This is a genomic window from Microcella indica (assembly GCF_013414345.1).
Classification (GTDB): domain Bacteria; phylum Actinomycetota; class Actinomycetes; order Actinomycetales; family Microbacteriaceae; genus Microcella; species Microcella indica.
In genome coordinates this window covers 2,539,405-2,555,937 of the sequence record NZ_CP058670.1, presented here as the reverse complement: position 1 = coordinate 2,555,937, position 16,533 = coordinate 2,539,405, and the positions used below count along the sequence as shown (strand labels likewise).

The window sequence follows — 16,533 nt, the reverse complement described above, 5'->3', positions numbered from 1 at the left end:
CGCGCGAGCGCTGCACCGCTCGCGTTCTACGTCGTGCGGGCGAGCGGTTCGAGGATCACGAGCGGAATCCGCCGCGTGGTCTTGCGCTGGTATGCCGCGTAGCCGCGGTAGGCGCGCACGATCTCGGGCCACAGCCGCTCGCGCTCGGCGTCGCCGGCGACCCGCGCGAGCATCGGACGAGACTCCTTGCCCGGCTTCCCGACGCGCACGTCCGGGTCGTCGACGAGGTTGAGGTACCAGGCGGGATGCGCGTCGTCGCCCCCGCGGGAGGCCACGACCACGAAGGTGTTGCCGGTGCGCGCGGCGATGGTCAGCAGCGTCGTGCGCTCGGCACCGGTGCGGCGGCCCCGCGTCGTGAGCTCGATGACGGGCATCGCGCCGAGCCTCGAACCGAGGCGACCGCCCGTCAGGCGCAGAAGAGCGCGGTGCATCCCGGTCATGGAGAGCATGAGCCAGCGGTTCGACATGCGCGCACGCTAGCGGCACAGCCTGAAGCAGCGCCGAGACGAACCTCGCACGATCTTATTGAGAATGGTTTTGACAACCGTTCTCGATAAGACGTACTCTTTCTCCATGACCTCGCTCGCCCGATCCCTGGCCGCCCTGCTCATCGGCAGCGCCGCCGCTGTCGCCCTCGCCGGCTGCGCGAGCCCCGCGCCGGCGGAGGACGCCGAAGGCCTCTCCATCGTCGCCTCCACGAACGTGTACGGCGACATCACGCAGTCGCTCGCGGGCGACCTCGCGACCGTCACGAGCATCATCGACAGCGCCGCGATCGACCCGCACAGCTACGAGGCGAGCGCCCAGGACCAGCTGGCGATCGCGAACGCCGACATCGTCATCGAGAACGGCGGCGGGTACGACCCCTTCGTCGACGTGCTCGTCGAGGGTTCCGGCTCGAGCGCCATCGTCATCTCCGCCGTCGAAACGAGTGGCCTCCTCGAGGAGGACCACGCTGAGGATGCTCACGGCGACGAGGAGCACGCCGACGACGAGCACGCCGAGGACGAGCACGCCGAGGACCACGGCCACATCATCGAGGGTCTCAACGAGCACGTCTGGTACGACGTGCACAGCATCGCGCACGTGGCCGAGGCCATCACCGAGGCGCTCGTGGAGACGGACGCCGGCAACGCGGCCTCCTACGAGAGCAACCTCGCCGCCTTCCTGACCGACCTCGAGTCCCTCGAGGCCGACATGGAGGCGCTCGCCGGCTCCCTCGGGGGCGGCACCGTCGCCGCGACGGAGCCCGTGCCCGTGTACCTGCTGGCCGAGCTCGGCTTCGAGGACGGCACGCCCGAGGAGTTCTCCGAGGCGATCGAGGAGGGTGCCGACGTACCCCCGCTCGCGCTCCAGCAGACCCTCGACCTCATCGACTCGGGAGACGTGCGCCTGCTCGCCTACAACGAGCAGACCGAGAGCCCGGAGACGCAGCGCGTGCGCGACGCGGCCGAGTCCGCGGGCATCGCGGTGGTCTCGTTCGTCGAAACCCTCCCGGAGGGGGAAGACTACGTGTCATGGATGCGCGCGAACGTCGAGGCCGTGGAGTCGGCGCTGACGGCCGCGTGACCCCCGACACTCTCGGCTCCGAACGCCCCGCCCCGGTTCTCAGCATCCGCGGTGGGGCTCTCGGCTTCGGCGGCCGCGGGCTGTGGAGCGGGCTCGACCTCGACATCGCGCCCGGCGAGTTCCTCGCCGTCCTCGGCGCGAACGGCTCGGGCAAGACGAGCCTGCTGCGCGCGATGCTCGGGCAGCAGCGGCTCGACGCGGGCGAGGTGCTCGTGGCCGGGCATCCCGCTCGTCGTGGCGCACGCCGCGTCGGCTACATTCCCCAGCAGAAGATCGTGCCGCCGGGCACTCCCCTGCGCGGCCGCGACCTGGTCATGCTGGGCGTCAACGGTCACCGCTGGGGCCCGCCGATCGCGACGCGCGCCGACCGCGATCGCGTGGATGCCCTGCTCACCGCGGTCGGAGCCCACGCCTATGCCGACCGACCCCTCGGCACCCTCTCGGGCGGCGAGCAGCAGCGCCTGCGAGTCGCCCAATCCCTCGCCGACGATCCGACGCTGCTGCTGTGCGACGAACCGCTCATGAGCCTCGACCTGCACCACCAGCGGGAAGTGAGCGGGCTCATCGACGCGCGTCGGCGCGACCACGGCACGGCCGTCGTCTTCGTCACCCACGATGTGAACCCCGTGCTCGGCATGGTCGACCGCATCCTGTACCTCGCCCATGGCCGCTTCACGATCGGCACTCCCGACGAGGTGCTGCGCGACGACGTGCTGAGCGGCCTGTACGGCACGAGCGTCGAGGTCATCCGCTCGCGGGGCCGTGTCATCGTCGTGGGCGTGCCCGACGGCGACCACCACCACGAGGTGATCGCATGAGGGCGGTGCTGTCATGATCACCGTCGACTGGGAGACCTACGTGCAGCTGCTCGCGCTCGTGCAGAACTCGATCATCGCCGCCGCCGTCCTCGGCATCCTCGGCGGGCTCATCGGCGTCTTCGTCATGCAGCGCGACATGGCGTTCGCGGTGCACGGCATCAGCGAGCTCTCCTTCGCAGGCGCTGCCGCTGCCCTCCTTCTGGGCCTCAACGTCGTCGCGGGCTCCCTCGTCGGCTCCCTCGCCGCCGCCGCGCTCATCGGACTCCTCGGCGCGCGGGCGCGCGACCGCAACTCGATCATCGGCGTGCTCATGCCCTTCGGGCTCGGGCTCGGCATCCTCTTCCTCGCCCTCTACCCGGGGCGCAGCGGCAACAAGTTCGGGCTGCTCACGGGCCAGATCATCAGCGTCGACATCCCGCAGCTCGGACTGCTCATCACGATCAGCGTGCTCGTGCTCCTCGTGCTGATCGTCGTGTGGCGCCCTCTCACGTTCGACAGCCTCGATCCCGAGGTCGCCCACGCTCGCGGTGTGCCGGGGCGCCCGCTCTCCTTCATCTTCATGGTGCTCCTGGGCCTTGCAGTCGCCGTCTCGGTGCAGGTTATCGGGGCGCTCCTCGTGCTCGCCCTGCTCGTGACGCCGGCCGCCGCCGCTCTGCGCGTCTCGAGCTCCCCCGTGCTCGTGCCCGTGCTCAGCATGGTCTTCGGCTTCGTCTCGGCCGTGGGGGGCATCCTGCTCGCGATCGGCGGCTCGCTCCCCATCAGCCCCTACATCACGACCATCTCGTTCGCGATCTACGTCGTGTGCCGCATCGTCGGCTCCCGTCGCCTCTCGGCGACCTCGCGCCACCTGTCAGCACCGTCGCGACGCACGCTGGAGGCGACATGAAGCGGAACACGTGGCAGCGCGAGGCAGTGCGCACGGCCCTCTCGACGGCCGAGGGTTTCGTGAGCGCTCAAGCCCTGCACGGCTCGCTGCGCGACTCGGGCTCGACGATCGGCCTCGCCACCGTCTACCGGGCGCTCACCGACCTCACGGAAGAGGGCGAGGCCGACTCGCTGCAGCAGGAGGGCGAGGCGCTGTATCGCGCGTGCACGCCGGGCAGTCACCACCACCACCTCATCTGCCGCCGTTGCGGCATGACGGTCGAGATCGAGGCCGCCGCGGTCGAGTCGTGGGCGCGCGGCGTCGCGACCGAGCACGGCTTCACGGCGGCTGAGCACGTCGTGGATGTCTTCGGCCTGTGCCCGCAGTGCACCGCGGATGCCCGGCAGCAGTAGCCGCGCCCCGAGCGCCCCGGCCTCCGCGTTGCGACACGGGCCCTGCAGGACGTAAGCTAGGCGATTGTGCCGAGCGGACATCCGCTCGTCCTTGTGCGCACTGCTCCCCGGTCACCCGCTACACGACCGGAACCGGTTCAGATCTGCGTGCCGACAAGTGACCTTGGGTGCGGCGTTCGCCGCACGGTAGCCCAGAAGAAAAGAGGAGCCATGGCAGCCGTCTGCCAGGTGACCGGAGCCGTTCCCGGTTTCGGACACAACATCTCGCACTCGCACCGCCGCACCAAGCGCCGGTTCGACCCGAACATCCAGAAGAAGACGTACTTCGTGCCGTCGCTTCGCCGTAACGTCACGCTGACCCTGTCGGCGAAGGGCATCAAGGTGATCGACGCGCGCGGCATCGAGTCCGTCGTCAAGGACCTCATCGCCCGCGGGGAGAAGATCTAGTGGCCAAGCAGCAGGACGTCCGTCCCATCATCAAGCTTCGGTCGACCGCCGGCACCGGGTACACCTACGTGACCCGCAAGAACCGTCGCAACGACCCCGACCGCCTCGTGCTCAAGAAGTACGACCCGGTCATCCGCAAGCACGTCGAATTCCGCGAGGAGCGCTAAGTCATGGCGAAGAAGAGCAAAATCGCGCGCAACGAGCAGCGCAAGATCGTCGTGGAGCGCTACGCCGCGAAGCGACTCGAACTGAAGAAGGCCCTCGTCGACCCCAACGGCACCGACGAGTCCCGCGAGGCAGCGCGCAAGGGTCTGCAGAAGCTGCCCCGCAACGCCTCCCCCGTCCGCGTCCGCTCGCGCGACGCGATCGACGGCCGCCCGCGCGGTGTCCTCACCAAGTACGGCATCTCGCGCGTCCGCTTCCGGGATATGGCTCACCGTGGTGAGTTGCCCGGAATCACCAAGTCAAGCTGGTAGCGTCAAGGCGGCTCGACAGCACACACTGCTGGAGAGTCGTCTCCAGCACAACTGAGGTCCGAGGAGGACACCATGAACCGTTCCGAGCTCGTCGCCGCAGTGGCCGCTGAGTCCGGCCTGAGCCAGGCTGACGTCAACCGCGCCGTCGACGCCCTGTTCTCGGTCGTCTCCGGCGCCGTCGCCAGCGGCACCAAGGTCTCGATCCCCGGGTGGATCGCTTTCGAGCGCACCCACCGTTCGGCGCGCCAGGGCCGCAACCCGCAGACGGGTGAGACGATCCAGATCGCCGCGTCCTACGGCGTGAAGGTCAGCGCCGGCAGCAAGCTCAAGGCCGCTGCCAAGTAGGGTTCTTCACCTAGACTGACAAACGGACGGCCCCGCGCTTCGTGCGCGGGGCCGTCTTTTTTGTGGGCCGCAGACCGACATCACCAGGGCGGTGCGAGGCGGGATGCTCGGCTCGCCGCTTCTTCAGCGGCGTCGTCTAGCCTCGAGGAGAGTAGGAAGGCCGCCCGCATGACCTCGTCGCCGCCCGCGACCCGCACCGCCCACGGTGCTGCCACGCGCAGTGCTGGCGCGCGCCGCGCACCCGGCTCCCCCGGTTCCGGCGCTGCGGAGCGCGCGGGCCTGCCGTGGGGAGCGTTCGCCGTCGCGGCCCTCGGAGTCTCCGCGCTGCTCGCCCTCCTCGTCTCTCTCGTCGTCGGGGGCGCAGCCGCGGCTCCGCTCGTGCTCGACCCGGGACCGGTCGTGCGCTACGGCCTGCCGATCGCGAAGCTCGCGACGACTCTCGGCGCTTCCGCCGCGATCGGAGCCCTCCTGCTGTCGCTCCTCGCGCTCGCGCGTGACACTCCCGCTCACGACCGCGCTCTCGACGTTGCGGCGGCGGGAGCGGCCCTCTGGGCGCTCGGGGCCGTCGCCACAGGGTTCTTCATCTTCCTCAGCATCTTCCTCGAGCCCATCACGCTCGACGACCGCTTCGGCCAACTGCTCGCCTCGTTCTTCACCGAGCGCGAGCTCGGGCAGGCGTGGCTCGCGACCGCTCTCATGGCCGCCGTCGTGACGGTGCTGTGCTTCGCCGTGCGCTCGCCCGCGCTCCTCGCCGGCGTGCTCGCGCTCGCGGTCGCCGCGGTGTGGCCGGTCGCGCAGACGGGTCACGCGGGGGGCACGGCCGACCATGACGCGGCCGTGACCGCCGTGTACCTGCACAGCGTCTTCGCGGCCGTCTGGGTGGGGGGCCTGCTCACGCTCGTTCTCGCGCGCCGAGCCCTCGGTGATCGACTCGGCGCCGTGCTCGCGCGCTACTCGACTCTCGCGCTCATCGCCTTCATCGTCGTCGCGGCCTCAGGTCTCGTGAGCGCGCAGATTCGGGTCGGAACGCTCGAGGGCCTTGCGTCGCCGTACGGCGCGCTCCTCATCGCCAAGGTCGTCTCGCTCATCGCGCTCGGGGCGTTCGGCGCCGTCTACCGGGGCGTGCTCATCGCTCGCGTGCAGCGCGCGGCCCAGCCCCGAGCATCCCTGTGGGCGATCGTCGTGGCCGAGCTCGTCGTGATGGGCGCGGCCTCCGGCATCGCCACGGCGCTCGCGCGCACCGCGCCCCCCGTGGAGGAGGTGCCCGCCGAAGAGCTCGCCGATCCGACGCCCGCCGAGCTGCTCACAGGCTCGCCCCTGCCGCCGCCCTTCGAGCCCTGGCGCCTCGCGACCGAGTGGGATCTCAACCTCCTGTGGGCCCTCCTGGCCGTCTTCGGCGCCTTCTTCTACCTCGCTGGCGCCTGGCGACTGCACCGGCGGGGCGACCGCTGGCCCGTGCACCGCACCATCCTGTGGGTCACCGGCATGGCGATGCTCTTCGCGGTGACGAGCGGCGGATTCGCCGTCTACGAGCCGTACCTGTTCAGCGTGCACATGCTCGGGCACATGCTGCTGAGCATGGCGATTCCCGTGCTGCTCGTGCTCGCCGCCCCCGTGACCCTCGCGGCGCGGGCGATCCACGCGCGCACCGACGGCTCGCGGGGGCCGCGCGAGTGGATCCTCGCGATCGTCCACTCGCGCTTCGCCGGGATCGTCGGGCACCCTCTCGTGGCGGCCGTGGTCTTCGCCGTCTCCCTCCTCGCGTTCTACTACTCGCCCCTGTTCTCCTGGGCCGTGACCGACCATGTCGGGCATCAGTGGATGATCCTGCACTTCCTGCTCAGCGGCTTCCTCTTCGTCAACGCACTCATCGGCATCGACCCCGCGCCCTACCGGCCGGCGTACCCGATCCGGCTGCTCATCCTCATGGCGACCATGGCGTTCCACGCCTTCTTCGGGCTCTTCCTGCTCACGGGCACGGGCCTCCTGCTGCCGGAGTGGTACGGGGCGATGGGCCGCGAGTGGGGCCAGGCGCCGCTCGCCGACCAGCAGACGGGCGGTGGCATCGCGTGGAGCGTCGGCGAGATTCCGACGCTCGCGCTCGCGCTACTCGTCATGCTGTCGTGGAGCCGCTCCGACGGTCGCGAGTCGAAACGGCGCGACCGGCAAGCCGAGCGAGACGGCGACGCCGAGCTGCAGGCCTACAACGAGATGCTCGCTCAGCGCGCCGATCGCGCGAGTTCGTAGCCGCCCAGCGTTCCCTCCGCCCGGCCTCCTGAGCAGGCAGCCGCTCAGCCGCGCGGCGGCGCGATCGTCAGCCGTGGCATGCCGTCGCGCGTGACGACCTCACCCGTGACCGTTGCCGTGAGGGTCGTGTCGACGTCGGAGATCCGCCCGTCGAACAGGCGCTGTACCGTCACGCGCAGCCCCACCTCGGCGAGAGCGCGCACCTCCCACGTGCCGGGAGTGGAGGAGGCGGTGAGCGTGAGGATCGGGTCGCTCACGAGCTCCCACTGCGGCAGCCCGAGCACGCGATCGTCGATCGCACGGCCGAAGGGGCAGCCGGCCGGCTGCAGAACCTCCTGCTCCACGCAGTCCGCGAGGAACGCCTCGACCTGCCGCAGCACGCCGCGCTCGAGCCGTGCGGTCGGCTCGGCCTCGAGCACGACGACGCGGGGTGCGGCGCCGGTGAGTCGAACGCTCACCGACCGCCCGTCGACGTAGGGGTCGGCGATACCGATCTCGAGCCGCGCGGGTACGAACCCGGTGACGCGGGCGGTCTCGCCCGCGGCGGCAGCGGCGAGGCGCCCGTCGTTGATGAGGAACTCGTCGTGCTGGTCCACGCCGACCTCGAGGCTGCGCACGGGAGGTGTCGTGAAGCTCCACTGCGGGATGATGCCGAGCAGGGGCTCGGCGGGAGCGAGAGTGAAGATGACGGTGGCCGCATCCGTGGGCCCTCCGTACTCCGCGATGATGGCGACCCGGTCGTCGCCGCGCTCGATGCGGCCGAGCACGGCGAGCACGGTGGGCTCGCCCGCGTCGCCGACCGGGGTGGGCGACCCCTCGGCGAGTCCGGCGAGGCGCGAGGCGGTCACGAGGTCATCGGCCGCGAGCGCCTGCAGATAACGCTCGACGTGGGCCTCCGGCGTGGCCGTGGCGCCGATGACGAGGGCGAGCAGGCCTGCGCCCGCTGCGACCACTGCCGCCACCGCTCCTCCCCAGACCAGGGGTGCCCGCTTCATGTCCTCAGCCTACGGTTCGTGCTGCAGCTCGTCGGATACAGTGGAGGTTTCCGATCGCAGGCAGGAGCGTCATGGCGGTACCTGACGAGGCCAGGCGCTCGCCCGACGGCACCACGCTGAGCCCCGAGCAGTCCGCCGTGCTCGACCTCATCGAGTCGACGCGCGAACACGTCTTCGTCACGGGCCGCGCGGGCACCGGCAAGTCGACCCTGCTCGAGACCTATTTGACGACGACGGACCGCACGGCGATCGTGTGCGCGCCGACGGGGGTCGCCGCACTGAACGTGGGCGGGCAGACGATCCACTCGCTCTTCCGACTGCCCATCGGGCTCATCGCAGATCACGACCTCGACGATCCGCCGGAGCTGCGCCGGCTGCTCGCGAGCGTCGACACCGTCGTCATCGACGAGGTCTCGATGGTGAGCGCCGACCTCATGGACGCGATCGACCGTCGCCTGCGCCAGTCGCGCGCCCGTCGCCACGAGCCCTTCGGCGGGGCTCAGGTCGTGCTCTTCGGCGACCCGTACCAGCTCGCCCCCGTGCCGGGCCGCGATGAGGGAGAGCGCGCCTACTACGCCGACCACTACCGCTCGATGTGGTTCTTCGATGCGGCCGTGTGGCAGTACACGGATCTGCGCATCGTCGAGCTGCAGACCATCCACCGTCAGCAGGACGCCGACTTTCGCGCCATGCTCACCGCCGTGCGCCACGGCACCGTCACGCCCGAGATCGGGCGCGCCCTCAACGAGGCCGGCTCGCGCCCCGCACCCGAGGAGGGCGTGCTGACCCTCGCGACGACGAACGCGACTGTCACGCGCATCAATCGGGATGCCCTGCGCCGCCTGCCCGGAGACTCCAAGACCGCCCGTGCCGAGATCATCGGCGAGTTCGGCGGCGCGGGCGGCTACCCGGCGGACGAGCAGCTCGAGCTCAAGGTCGGGGCGCAGGTGATGTTCCTGCGCAACGACACGAGCGGCGACGGGCCGCCGCGGTGGGTGAACGGCACGCTCGGCACGGTCGAGAGCATCGGTCGCACGGTGCGCGTCGAGGTCGACGGCGAGAGCCACGAGGTGCTGCCGGCGACGTGGGAGAAGTACAAGTACACCTACTCGACGGCGAAGAAGTCGGTGAGCAAGGACGTCATCGCCGAGTTCACGCAGTTTCCCCTGCGCCTCGCGTGGGCGGTCACGATCCACAAATCGCAGGGCTCCACCTACGACCAGGCGATCGTCGATCTCGGGCCGCGCGCGTTCGCGCCCGGCCAGACCTATGTGGCGCTGAGCCGCATCCGCTCGCTCGAGGGGCTGCACCTGACCCGCCCGCTGCGGCCGAGCGACATCATCGTCGACGACAATGTGCGCCGCTTCATGGCCGACGTCGAGCCCCTCATCGGTCGAGCGGTGGACGGCCCCGCCGCGTAGCGGTGACCCGTGCGCGGACTCTCGCGCCTAGGGCTCGTAGCCGACGTGCCCGCTGTGGTCGCCGAAGACGATGCGCTGCTCGGTCCCGATCCCGGGGTCGGCGACGGCGGGAGCGGGTGTCACCACCGGCCCGAGCGCGAGGGCGATCGCCGAGGCGACGACGACGGCGCTCGCCGTGATGGTCGCAGCGGCGAAGGGCCGGGGCGGAGCATCCCCCCGATGCTCACGCCCCCGCCTCGCCACGATGGCCGCAACGATCGCTCCCGACAGCGACATAAGTGCGACGCTCGCGATCGGCAGGCCTGCGGCCGCTCCCCCGAGCGGCGGCAGGTCCGCCGTCACGATCACCACCAGCGCGACTCCCCACAGCAGCGCCGGCACAGCCAGAACACCGGCGACGATGCGTGCGGTGCTCCTGGACATGGTGACCTCCCCTAACATCCGTCATTCGGTGCCCCCGCGGAATCGGTTTGCCCGCAGCGTACTGAGCCGCAGGAGCGGCGGCGCAGCCAGAAGCAAACACAAAGGGGATGACGGGAATCGAACCCCGCAGACGCGGTGAGCGTCTGCGCGTCGAGCAGTGTGCCGAGATGACTGTCGGCGGGTCAGAGGGGATGACGGGAATCGAACCCGCGCTATCAGCTTGGGAAGCTGAAGTTCTACCATTGAACTACATCCCCGAAGGGCCTTATTTCTTGATTTATCAGGCCTCTTGCAGTGTTCAGCTTACCCGGGTCGTGCCATCTCTCAAGGCACGCCGGTGGCACGGGATCAGCGAAGCGCAGTTGCCTGCTCAGGGGTTCGGCGCTGTTCGCGCTAAACGTGTTCCGTATGCGCTGAACGCTGAAGCCTCGTCGCGCTAAACAGCGAGGCCTGCGCTAAACGCGGAAGGCCCGGAGCGGGCCTTCTTCGAGGGCGGGCGCGCTAAACACCCCGCGCCAGAGAAGACCAAGGTGGTGACTCCGGCTCCTACGGCGTATCAGTACTTGGAGCACCGTGCTCCAAGAACAGGAGCACACCGTGCCCAATAACGAGCGCGACCGCATCGAACACCCGCCCACCGCCTCCTCCAAACCCGGCGAGCCATTGAGGCAGGACCAGCCGCAAGGGCGTGGTGACGACTGGATCGACAGCGTTTTCCCGCACGGAGGATCAGGGAGGCTTCCGTTCGAACGCTCCCTTCTTGATAAGTATCGTGAATCCTTCCCCCATGATCCCTCTTTGATGGATGAGGTAAGGGCAGTCATTCAGCAGTATGCGAAGAGAAACTCGCTCCGACTGTGCAGGAGGGGCAAGCAGGTAGTTGGGCCTGACGGCCGTTCATACCGGACCGCCTGTGGCAATAAGTGGTCGTGTCCGCTGTGCTCGCCATCTCTGCTCGCCGCAGATCGATCTCGTCTTGAGCAGAAGCTCGCCACAGCTCGCTCGGTGCTCTATCTGACGTTCACCGTCGCCCATGACGACTCCTCACGGCGCGCAGGATCACTCGCGCCGATTCTCGAAACATGGGCCACTGCGTTCACCAGCGGATCCTGGATGGGGACCTGAATCCCCCCGGCGTGTTCGGAGAGCGTATTGCTGGTGTCAGCCCGCTTGTTCGAGGGGCTCGGTCAGAGCATATTCGAGCTGCTCCAGTTCGATCGGGGTGAGGTCATCGATCGAACTGTGGATGCGTTCGGTGTTAAACCACTGCACCCAGTCCGCGGTCGCGGCCTCGACCTGATCGACGTTTCGCCAGGGCCCTTCGTGATGGATCAACTCGGTCTTATAGAGTCCGATCTGGGACTCCGCGAGGGAGTTGTCGTAGGCGTCGCCGACGGATCCAACCGAGGGGTCGATGCCTTCCTCGATCAGGCGGTCGGTGAAGGCAATGGACGTATAGACGCTGCCGGCATCGGTGTGATGCGTCAGTCCGGCGAAGTCGGCGACGCCCTCGCGGCGCCTGGTCCAGAACGCCATCTCCAGGCAGTCGAGCACCAGCGGCGTCGTCATTCTCGTCGCCGCCCGCCAGCCCAGGATGCGGCGGGAGTGAACATCGAACACGAACGCGACGTAAACCCATCCGGACCACGACCACACGTAGGTGAAGTCAGCGACCCAGAGTTGGTTCGTGCGGAACCTGGCGAAATGCCGATCGACAAGGTCGGCAGGTCTGGTCTCGCGCGGGTCAGCATCGACCGGATTGGTGCGTTTCCCACGTCGCACGCCAGCGATGCCGAGCTCGCGCATGAGGCGCTCCACCGTGCAACGGGCAATGTCGTGGCCCTCGCGGCGCAGACGCAACCAGAGCTTCCGAGCGCCCAGCACGCGCCGTTGCCGCTGCCAGCAGCCCAGCACGATCGGCTTCCACCGCTCATCGGACACCTGCCGCGCTGAGGGTCGACGCTTGCGGGCGTCATAGTAGGTCGATGGGGCGATCTTCACCTCATGCTGGGTGAGCACGGCGCAGATCGACTCGACACCCCATCGCAGGCCACCATCATTGCGGTCCTTGTGGTCGGTGATGAACGCGACTATCGCTTCGCTGGCCGGTCGAGTTCGGCCGCGAAGAAAGCCGAAGCCGCCTTCAATATCTCGTTCGCCCGCCGCAACTCGGCGTTCTCTCGTTTGAGCTTCTTGATCTCCGCCTGCGCCTCGGTGGTCACCCCCGGCCGTTGGCCGACATCGACCTGCTGCCGCCGAATCCAGGTTCGGACCGTTTCGGGCGAGCCGATGCCGAGCATGCCGGCGACCGCGGTGATCGCGGCGTGCTCGCTGGGATAGTCAGGCCGCACCTCGGCGACCATGCGGACTGCGCGCTCACGAAGCTCGCGCGGATACTTGTTGGGTCGTGCCATGAGACTGATCCTTCCAAGGAATCGAGTCTCCGAACACGCCGGGGGGATTCAACCTTTCGTGACCGCACTGGGCTGATAGGGCGAGTGAGGAGCATTGAAGTTACATTCCCGGAGCAGGGCTTTCACCCCAGTGGAGTCCCACATAGTGGTGTAACGCACGGTGGTCGCGCACGTCGTTGCTGACGTGGACGCGGTCACCGTGTGATCCTTCGAGAAGTCTCTTACCTCCACTCGAAAGGCATCAACACGATGACCGCTCCACACATTGTCGACCCTGCGACCGTTCTGGGTGAAGCCCTCTCGGAGGCGTCGCCGGATTTGATGAGGCATTTGCTGCAGACCATGATCAACGCCCTGCTGTCCGCTGATGCCGACGCTGTGGTCGGCGCCGAGTGGGGCAAGCCCAGCCCTGATCGGGTGACGCACCGCAACGGCTACCGGCACCGTGACCTGGACACTCGCATCGGCACGATCGATGTCGCGATCCCGAAACTACGATCGGGCACCTACTTTCCGGAGTGGCTGCTGGAGCGCAGGAAACGCTCCGAGGCGGCTCTGATCACCGTGATTGCCGACTGCTACCTCGCCGGGGTGAGCACCCGGCGGATGGACAAGCTGGTGAAGACTCTCGGCATCAACGCTCTATCGAAGTCGCAGGTCTCGCGGATGGCTGCCGAGCTCGACGAGCAGGTTGCCGACTTCCGGCACCGGTCTTTGGTCGAGGCGGGCCCGTTCACGTTCGTGGCTGCCGACGCTCTCACGATGAAGGTTCGCGAGGGCGGCCGGGTGGTGAACACGGTCGTGCTGATCGCCACCGGGGTCAACGGCGACGGCCGCCGGGAAGTCCTCGGCCTGCAGACGGCCACGAGCGAGACCGGGTCGGCGTGGAATGCGTTCTTCGCCGACCTCGTCGCCCGCGGGCTCACCGGCGTGCAGCTCGTCACCAGTGACGCGCACGCCGGCCTGAAAGACGCGATCGCAGCGAACCTGCCCGGCGCCACCTGGCAACGCTGCCGCACCCACTACGCGGCGAACCTGATGAGCGTGACCCCGAAGAGCATGTGGCCGGCGGTGAAGGCGATGCTGCACTCCGTCTATGACCAGCCCACCGCCTCCGACGTCCACGCCCAGTTCGATCGGACCCTGGATTACGTCGCCGAGAAGCTCCCCGCGGTCGCCGAGCACCTCGATACCGCTCGGGCCGACATTCTCGCCTTCACCGAGTTCCCCAAAGATGTCTGGTCGCAGATCTGGTCGAACAATCCCAACGAGCGCCTCAACCGCGAGATCCGCCGCCGCACCGACTCCGTGGGCATCTTCCCCAACCGCGACAGCGTCATCCGCCTGGTCGGCGGCGTTCTGGCCGAGCAGACCGACGAGTGGGCAGAGGGGCGCCGCTACTTGGGCCTGGAGGTCCTGGCACGCTCCCGCATGCGGGTGCTGCCCAACAACGGAGACGAGGTGGTCGCCGACACCTTCATCGCGCTCAGCGCATAAAGCGAAGGATCAGCCGTTACACCACTTCCAGGGACTTGACCTTCACCCCCACATCCACGCGGTGTTCCTGTTCAACTCCAAACCTCTTGAGGAGCGCAAGGCAGCGCTCATCCAGCGTTGGCTCTATGCGGCAGGGCGTTGCGGCCACAAGGCGGCTTACGAGGCGCAGAGAGGCCGTTACGCGGGGTCAGCGACGGACAGGTCGAAGGTGGCGTTCTACCTGTGTGAGCAGACGGCAATACGGCAGTCGCGGGGCGGTAAGGGGAGGACTCCAGGGGACCTGCTTCACAACGTTGCGGCAACCGGCGATGCCGATGACCTCAATGCACTCCTGGGGTTCCACGAAGCGGTAGCCGGGAAGCAGAAGATCTCCGCATCACGTAGCTTCTGGAGCCTTTAGCGCGTCTGCCGATGATTCGAGATTCTTGACTTCGGATGCCAACACAGATCGAGATCTATAGACAGCGCGGGCAGTACAGAAGTGTGCAAAGCGCGGAACACATTTCTCGGCTTGTGAAAAACCCACCGGCCACGCGCAGCACCAGACCCATTTCAACTAGAAGGTCCGACAGCCCCCGCAGAGGATTAGGAACTCGGCAAGCCAGACTCCATCGCGACACGTAGCGCCACCGGTTGGCGGGGGCATCTCGCTGGCCGTGTTGTCTACAAGCCACCCCGTTTGGTGCGTGCGACTCATGTTCCGGATGATTCATAGATACGATCGAGGGATGGCCAAAGCGAAGCTCAAGTTTGAAGGAGTCGGTGACCTTCGCTTTTTCGTCTCACTAGATGTGGCCCCTGTTGTTATCGGTACGGCGGGCCTGGCGGCACTCGAGCTCGATCTAGTCCCCGAAAATTGGCCGCTCGCCTCGTTCATCAAGGACTACAGCGTCTTCGTGATCGTCTTGTTGGTCTGCCTAGTAGTGCTGCCGCCCCCCATAGCCAGGGGCATCAGCAGCCTCAGGGACCGCGAGGCGGCACTTCTTAGGAACGTTGAGGCCTTTGCCGCCTACCGAGGGCTTGCATCTCGCGCAGCGAACTTGGTTGGGAAGCTTCGAGAGTCTTTTGACGGCACTGTCACGAACCAGTACCAAAACCACCTGCTCCACGATTGTCAGAGCTACTTCAAGTCCAGACCGATGCCCGATGGTCGGGAACGCCCTCACGACTTTCAGGTCGAGGCTTCGTTCTACGGCTTGACAGTGAACAGGCAAAGCAAGCTGCTCGAACGCAAGCTCTTTACAAATACAGATCGTTCCCGAATGCGCGCGAACTTCTCCAACAGGAGTCCGGGGGAGGGTCGAATCGCGGTGGACAAGATCTCGACCGGCGGCTACGCCTACTGTGGTGACGTAGCGGACCCAGAAGTCGCAGGTGCGCTGGGGATCAAGGACGGCAGCTCGCGCAACTATCGAACCTTCCTGAGCGTTCCGGTTTTCCGCGATCGGAAGAGTGAAGGCGACGACCGCGTGATCGGGATGTTCTCGGTCAACGTCACGCACCGAGATGTGATCCATGAGTCAGACCGCCACATTCTCGAGGTGTACGCCTGGTTTCTGGCGGTAGCGTTCCAAGCCGATCAACTCGCCGTCGAGAACATCTCGAAGTGACGTTGGTCAAAGATATGCTCACGAAAGAAAGGGAAGGTGGATCAACGTGATCGGCTTCACCCGAAACAGTGATCGCGCCGACTCGGCAGGCCCGAACCAGGGTCACGAGGAGCGGCTCGACTTCGAAAAGATACGTGCAGACATGTTGACAGCAGACTCAGTCGAGCGCAGAGAGGCCTACGACGACTACAAGCGGGGTCATCGATCGTTCTGAATTGCGTTGAGCAGAAGGTGCTTGGGCTTCCCCCGCTATTCATGTTTGGTCGACGCGAACGAATGCCCACCTTGGCCGGGCGCAGACTGTGCCAGGCGACCTTTCGAGCTGGGGTCAGTTAGTTCACAGCGTATCCAAGCTGGATCTTTCACTCTCAATCCTCATCGCGCCCGCACCAAGATTGTCGTTCCCCAAAACAGTTCTCTATTGAGGCTCCGGGTCGAGCAGACGACACGACCGAGCCTTGAGTTCCAGGGCGGAGACTAGCAATCCGTTCCCGCGAAATGCCGGGGTGCCTTGTCGCTGGTTCGTTTCTCACGCCCCTCGCGGAACGCTCCGCGGAGCATCACGCCTTCGACTCGAACCCTGAACAGTCTCAGCCGGCCGACATCACGGCAGGCGGACTCGTGCGGCGCATCGCGACGTTCAGGAGGTCGGCAATCAGGTGGCGCGAGCCGTGCCTGCGATTGCATGGATTTCATTGACGAGGGCCTCGGAGGACGGCGCAAGGGGGCCGTATCTCCCTAGGGCACTCAGGCTTTGCAGGGTTCGATTGAGTTCCTGTTCGTTGGCCGTGCGCCACTCCCAAACCGCAAGATTGTGAAGCGCAGCGAACTGTAGAGGGCTCGGTGTGGCTTCGTTCGCTTGGTGGCGGGGTTTTTGCAGCGCTCCGTGGCGGTCTTGTTGCCGCGATCACGCAGGACTGGCTGCAGGTAGGTGTCGCGGTCTGAACCGAGAGGGGTGCGCCCGGTCGGGGCCGTTTGGATCGCTGCCGCTAC

At 67.3% G+C, this 16,533-nt stretch carries 17 protein-coding genes and 1 tRNA gene; 13 read left to right on the top strand and 5 right to left on the bottom strand.

Features of this window, described 5'->3' with window-relative positions; translation table 11 throughout:
• Nucleotides 1–26: 26 nt before the first annotated feature.
• A complete protein-coding gene (locus HUJ41_RS12460) occupies nucleotides 27–467 on the bottom strand; it encodes a nitroreductase/quinone reductase family protein (RefSeq protein WP_179872804.1) in 441 nt (146 codons plus the stop codon).
• Nucleotides 468–573: 106 nt separating this feature from the next.
• On the opposite strand from HUJ41_RS12460, the gene HUJ41_RS12455 reads away from it, so the two are divergent.
• The 9 genes from HUJ41_RS12455 (at nucleotide 574) to HUJ41_RS12415 (ending at nucleotide 7,180) form a co-directional block, all read left to right on the top strand.
• Nucleotides 574–1,569 carry a metal ABC transporter solute-binding protein, Zn/Mn family gene (locus HUJ41_RS12455; RefSeq protein ID WP_179872803.1) on the top strand — a complete coding sequence of 332 codons (996 nt, stop codon included), beginning with the start codon at nucleotides 574–576 and terminating at the stop codon, nucleotides 1,567–1,569.
• A complete protein-coding gene (locus tag HUJ41_RS12450) occupies nucleotides 1,518–2,387 on the top strand; it encodes a metal ABC transporter ATP-binding protein (RefSeq protein ID WP_179872802.1) in 870 nt (289 codons plus the stop codon). The genes HUJ41_RS12455 and HUJ41_RS12450 overlap by 52 nt, the downstream gene beginning before the upstream one ends.
• A 13-nt stretch (nucleotides 2,388–2,400) precedes the next feature.
• Nucleotides 2,401–3,273: a metal ABC transporter permease gene (locus HUJ41_RS12445; RefSeq protein ID WP_179872801.1), complete on the top strand. Its 873-nt coding sequence runs from the start codon at nucleotides 2,401–2,403 to the stop codon at nucleotides 3,271–3,273.
• A complete protein-coding gene (locus HUJ41_RS12440; RefSeq protein ID WP_152583285.1) occupies nucleotides 3,270–3,665 on the top strand; it encodes a Fur family transcriptional regulator in 396 nt (131 codons plus the stop codon). Before HUJ41_RS12445 ends, HUJ41_RS12440 begins: the two co-directional genes overlap by 4 nt.
• A gap of 210 nt (nucleotides 3,666–3,875) precedes the next feature.
• Nucleotides 3,876–4,112 carry a 50S ribosomal protein L28 gene (rpmB, locus tag HUJ41_RS12435; RefSeq protein WP_152583284.1) on the top strand — a complete coding sequence of 79 codons (237 nt, stop codon included), beginning with the start codon at nucleotides 3,876–3,878 and terminating at the stop codon, nucleotides 4,110–4,112.
• Entirely contained in the window at nucleotides 4,112–4,279 is a 168-nt protein-coding gene (gene rpmG, locus HUJ41_RS12430) for a 50S ribosomal protein L33 (protein WP_055857761.1), read from the top strand. Before rpmB ends, rpmG begins: the two co-directional genes overlap by 1 nt.
• A 3-nt stretch (nucleotides 4,280–4,282) precedes the next feature.
• The gene (gene rpsN, locus HUJ41_RS12425; RefSeq protein WP_100823748.1) at nucleotides 4,283–4,588 is read left to right on the top strand and encodes a 30S ribosomal protein S14; all 306 of its coding nucleotides are present in this window, start codon (nucleotides 4,283–4,285) and stop codon (nucleotides 4,586–4,588) included.
• Between the two features lie 72 nt (nucleotides 4,589–4,660).
• Nucleotides 4,661–4,933 carry an HU family DNA-binding protein gene (locus HUJ41_RS12420; protein ID WP_179872800.1) on the top strand — a complete coding sequence of 91 codons (273 nt, stop codon included), beginning with the start codon at nucleotides 4,661–4,663 and terminating at the stop codon, nucleotides 4,931–4,933.
• Between the two features lie 168 nt (nucleotides 4,934–5,101).
• Nucleotides 5,102–7,180 carry a bifunctional copper resistance protein CopD/cytochrome c oxidase assembly protein gene (locus tag HUJ41_RS12415; RefSeq protein ID WP_179872799.1) on the top strand — a complete coding sequence of 693 codons (2,079 nt, stop codon included), beginning with the start codon at nucleotides 5,102–5,104 and terminating at the stop codon, nucleotides 7,178–7,180.
• A 44-nt stretch (nucleotides 7,181–7,224) separates the two neighbouring features.
• Here the strand turns inward: HUJ41_RS12415 and HUJ41_RS12410 are convergent, their stop codons facing one another.
• Complete coding sequence (locus tag HUJ41_RS12410) at nucleotides 7,225–8,175, bottom strand: hypothetical protein (protein ID WP_179872798.1); 951 nt, start codon at nucleotides 8,173–8,175, stop codon at nucleotides 7,225–7,227.
• Nucleotides 8,176–8,246: 71 nt separating this feature from the next.
• Between HUJ41_RS12410 and HUJ41_RS12405 the strand changes: the two genes are divergently transcribed.
• Nucleotides 8,247–9,596, top strand: coding sequence for an ATP-dependent DNA helicase (locus tag HUJ41_RS12405; protein ID WP_179872797.1), 1,350 nt, complete (start codon nucleotides 8,247–8,249; stop codon nucleotides 9,594–9,596).
• 27 nt (nucleotides 9,597–9,623) lie between these two features.
• On the opposite strand, the gene HUJ41_RS12400 is transcribed toward HUJ41_RS12405, so the two are convergent.
• Together HUJ41_RS12400 and HUJ41_RS12395 are read right to left on the bottom strand one after the other, a co-directional pair.
• Nucleotides 9,624–10,019: a hypothetical protein gene (locus HUJ41_RS12400; RefSeq protein WP_152583280.1), complete on the bottom strand. Its 396-nt coding sequence runs from the start codon at nucleotides 10,017–10,019 to the stop codon at nucleotides 9,624–9,626.
• Between the two features lie 186 nt (nucleotides 10,020–10,205).
• Nucleotides 10,206–10,276, bottom strand: a tRNA-Gly gene (locus HUJ41_RS12395).
• A 340-nt stretch (nucleotides 10,277–10,616) separates the two neighbouring features.
• Here HUJ41_RS12395 and HUJ41_RS12390 point away from each other — a divergent pair.
• The gene (locus HUJ41_RS12390; RefSeq protein ID WP_179872796.1) at nucleotides 10,617–11,144 is read left to right on the top strand and encodes a hypothetical protein; all 528 of its coding nucleotides are present in this window, start codon (nucleotides 10,617–10,619) and stop codon (nucleotides 11,142–11,144) included.
• A gap of 36 nt (nucleotides 11,145–11,180) precedes the next feature.
• On the opposite strand, the gene HUJ41_RS12385 is transcribed toward HUJ41_RS12390, so the two are convergent.
• Nucleotides 11,181–12,433, bottom strand: a protein-coding gene (locus tag HUJ41_RS12385; RefSeq protein WP_179872076.1) for an IS3 family transposase whose coding sequence is annotated in 2 segments (ribosomal slippage) — nucleotides 11,181–12,151 and nucleotides 12,151–12,433 — 1,254 coding nt in all. Because the reading frame shifts where the segments join, the coding sequence is not laid out codon by codon here.
• A 249-nt stretch (nucleotides 12,434–12,682) separates the two neighbouring features.
• Here HUJ41_RS12385 and HUJ41_RS12380 point away from each other — a divergent pair.
• Together HUJ41_RS12380 and HUJ41_RS12375 are read left to right on the top strand one after the other, a co-directional pair.
• A complete protein-coding gene (locus HUJ41_RS12380) occupies nucleotides 12,683–13,930 on the top strand; it encodes an IS256 family transposase (RefSeq protein ID WP_179872331.1) in 1,248 nt (415 codons plus the stop codon).
• A gap of 728 nt (nucleotides 13,931–14,658) precedes the next feature.
• A complete protein-coding gene (locus tag HUJ41_RS12375; protein WP_179872795.1) occupies nucleotides 14,659–15,540 on the top strand; it encodes a hypothetical protein in 882 nt (293 codons plus the stop codon).
• Nucleotides 15,541–16,533: the final 993 nt, after the last annotated feature.

What these genes read in the sequence shown, in the direction of transcription:
- HUJ41_RS12405 (WP_179872797.1), top strand. Translation starts at nt 8,247, where the DNA reads ATGGCGGTACCTGACGAGGCCAGGCGCTCGCCCGACGGCACCACGCTG.
- HUJ41_RS12450 (WP_179872802.1), top strand. Translation starts at nt 1,518, where the DNA reads ATGGATGCGCGCGAACGTCGAGGCCGTGGAGTCGGCGCTGACGGCCGC.
- rpsN (WP_100823748.1), top strand. Translation starts at nt 4,283, where the DNA reads ATGGCGAAGAAGAGCAAAATCGCGCGCAACGAGCAGCGCAAGATCGTC.
- rpmB (WP_152583284.1), top strand. Translation starts at nt 3,876, where the DNA reads ATGGCAGCCGTCTGCCAGGTGACCGGAGCCGTTCCCGGTTTCGGACAC.
- HUJ41_RS12375 (WP_179872795.1), top strand. Translation starts at nt 14,659, where the DNA reads ATGGCCAAAGCGAAGCTCAAGTTTGAAGGAGTCGGTGACCTTCGCTTT.
- HUJ41_RS12460 (WP_179872804.1), bottom strand. Translation starts at nt 467, where the DNA reads ATGTCGAACCGCTGGCTCATGCTCTCCATGACCGGGATGCACCGCGCT.
- HUJ41_RS12415 (WP_179872799.1), top strand. Translation starts at nt 5,102, where the DNA reads ATGACCTCGTCGCCGCCCGCGACCCGCACCGCCCACGGTGCTGCCACG.
- HUJ41_RS12400 (WP_152583280.1), bottom strand. Translation starts at nt 10,019, where the DNA reads ATGTCCAGGAGCACCGCACGCATCGTCGCCGGTGTTCTGGCTGTGCCG.
- HUJ41_RS12380 (WP_179872331.1), top strand. Translation starts at nt 12,683, where the DNA reads ATGACCGCTCCACACATTGTCGACCCTGCGACCGTTCTGGGTGAAGCC.
- HUJ41_RS12420 (WP_179872800.1), top strand. Translation starts at nt 4,661, where the DNA reads ATGAACCGTTCCGAGCTCGTCGCCGCAGTGGCCGCTGAGTCCGGCCTG.
- HUJ41_RS12445 (WP_179872801.1), top strand. Translation starts at nt 2,401, where the DNA reads ATGATCACCGTCGACTGGGAGACCTACGTGCAGCTGCTCGCGCTCGTG.
- HUJ41_RS12410 (WP_179872798.1), bottom strand. Translation starts at nt 8,175, where the DNA reads ATGAAGCGGGCACCCCTGGTCTGGGGAGGAGCGGTGGCGGCAGTGGTC.
- HUJ41_RS12455 (WP_179872803.1), top strand. Translation starts at nt 574, where the DNA reads ATGACCTCGCTCGCCCGATCCCTGGCCGCCCTGCTCATCGGCAGCGCC.
- HUJ41_RS12440 (WP_152583285.1), top strand. Translation starts at nt 3,270, where the DNA reads ATGAAGCGGAACACGTGGCAGCGCGAGGCAGTGCGCACGGCCCTCTCG.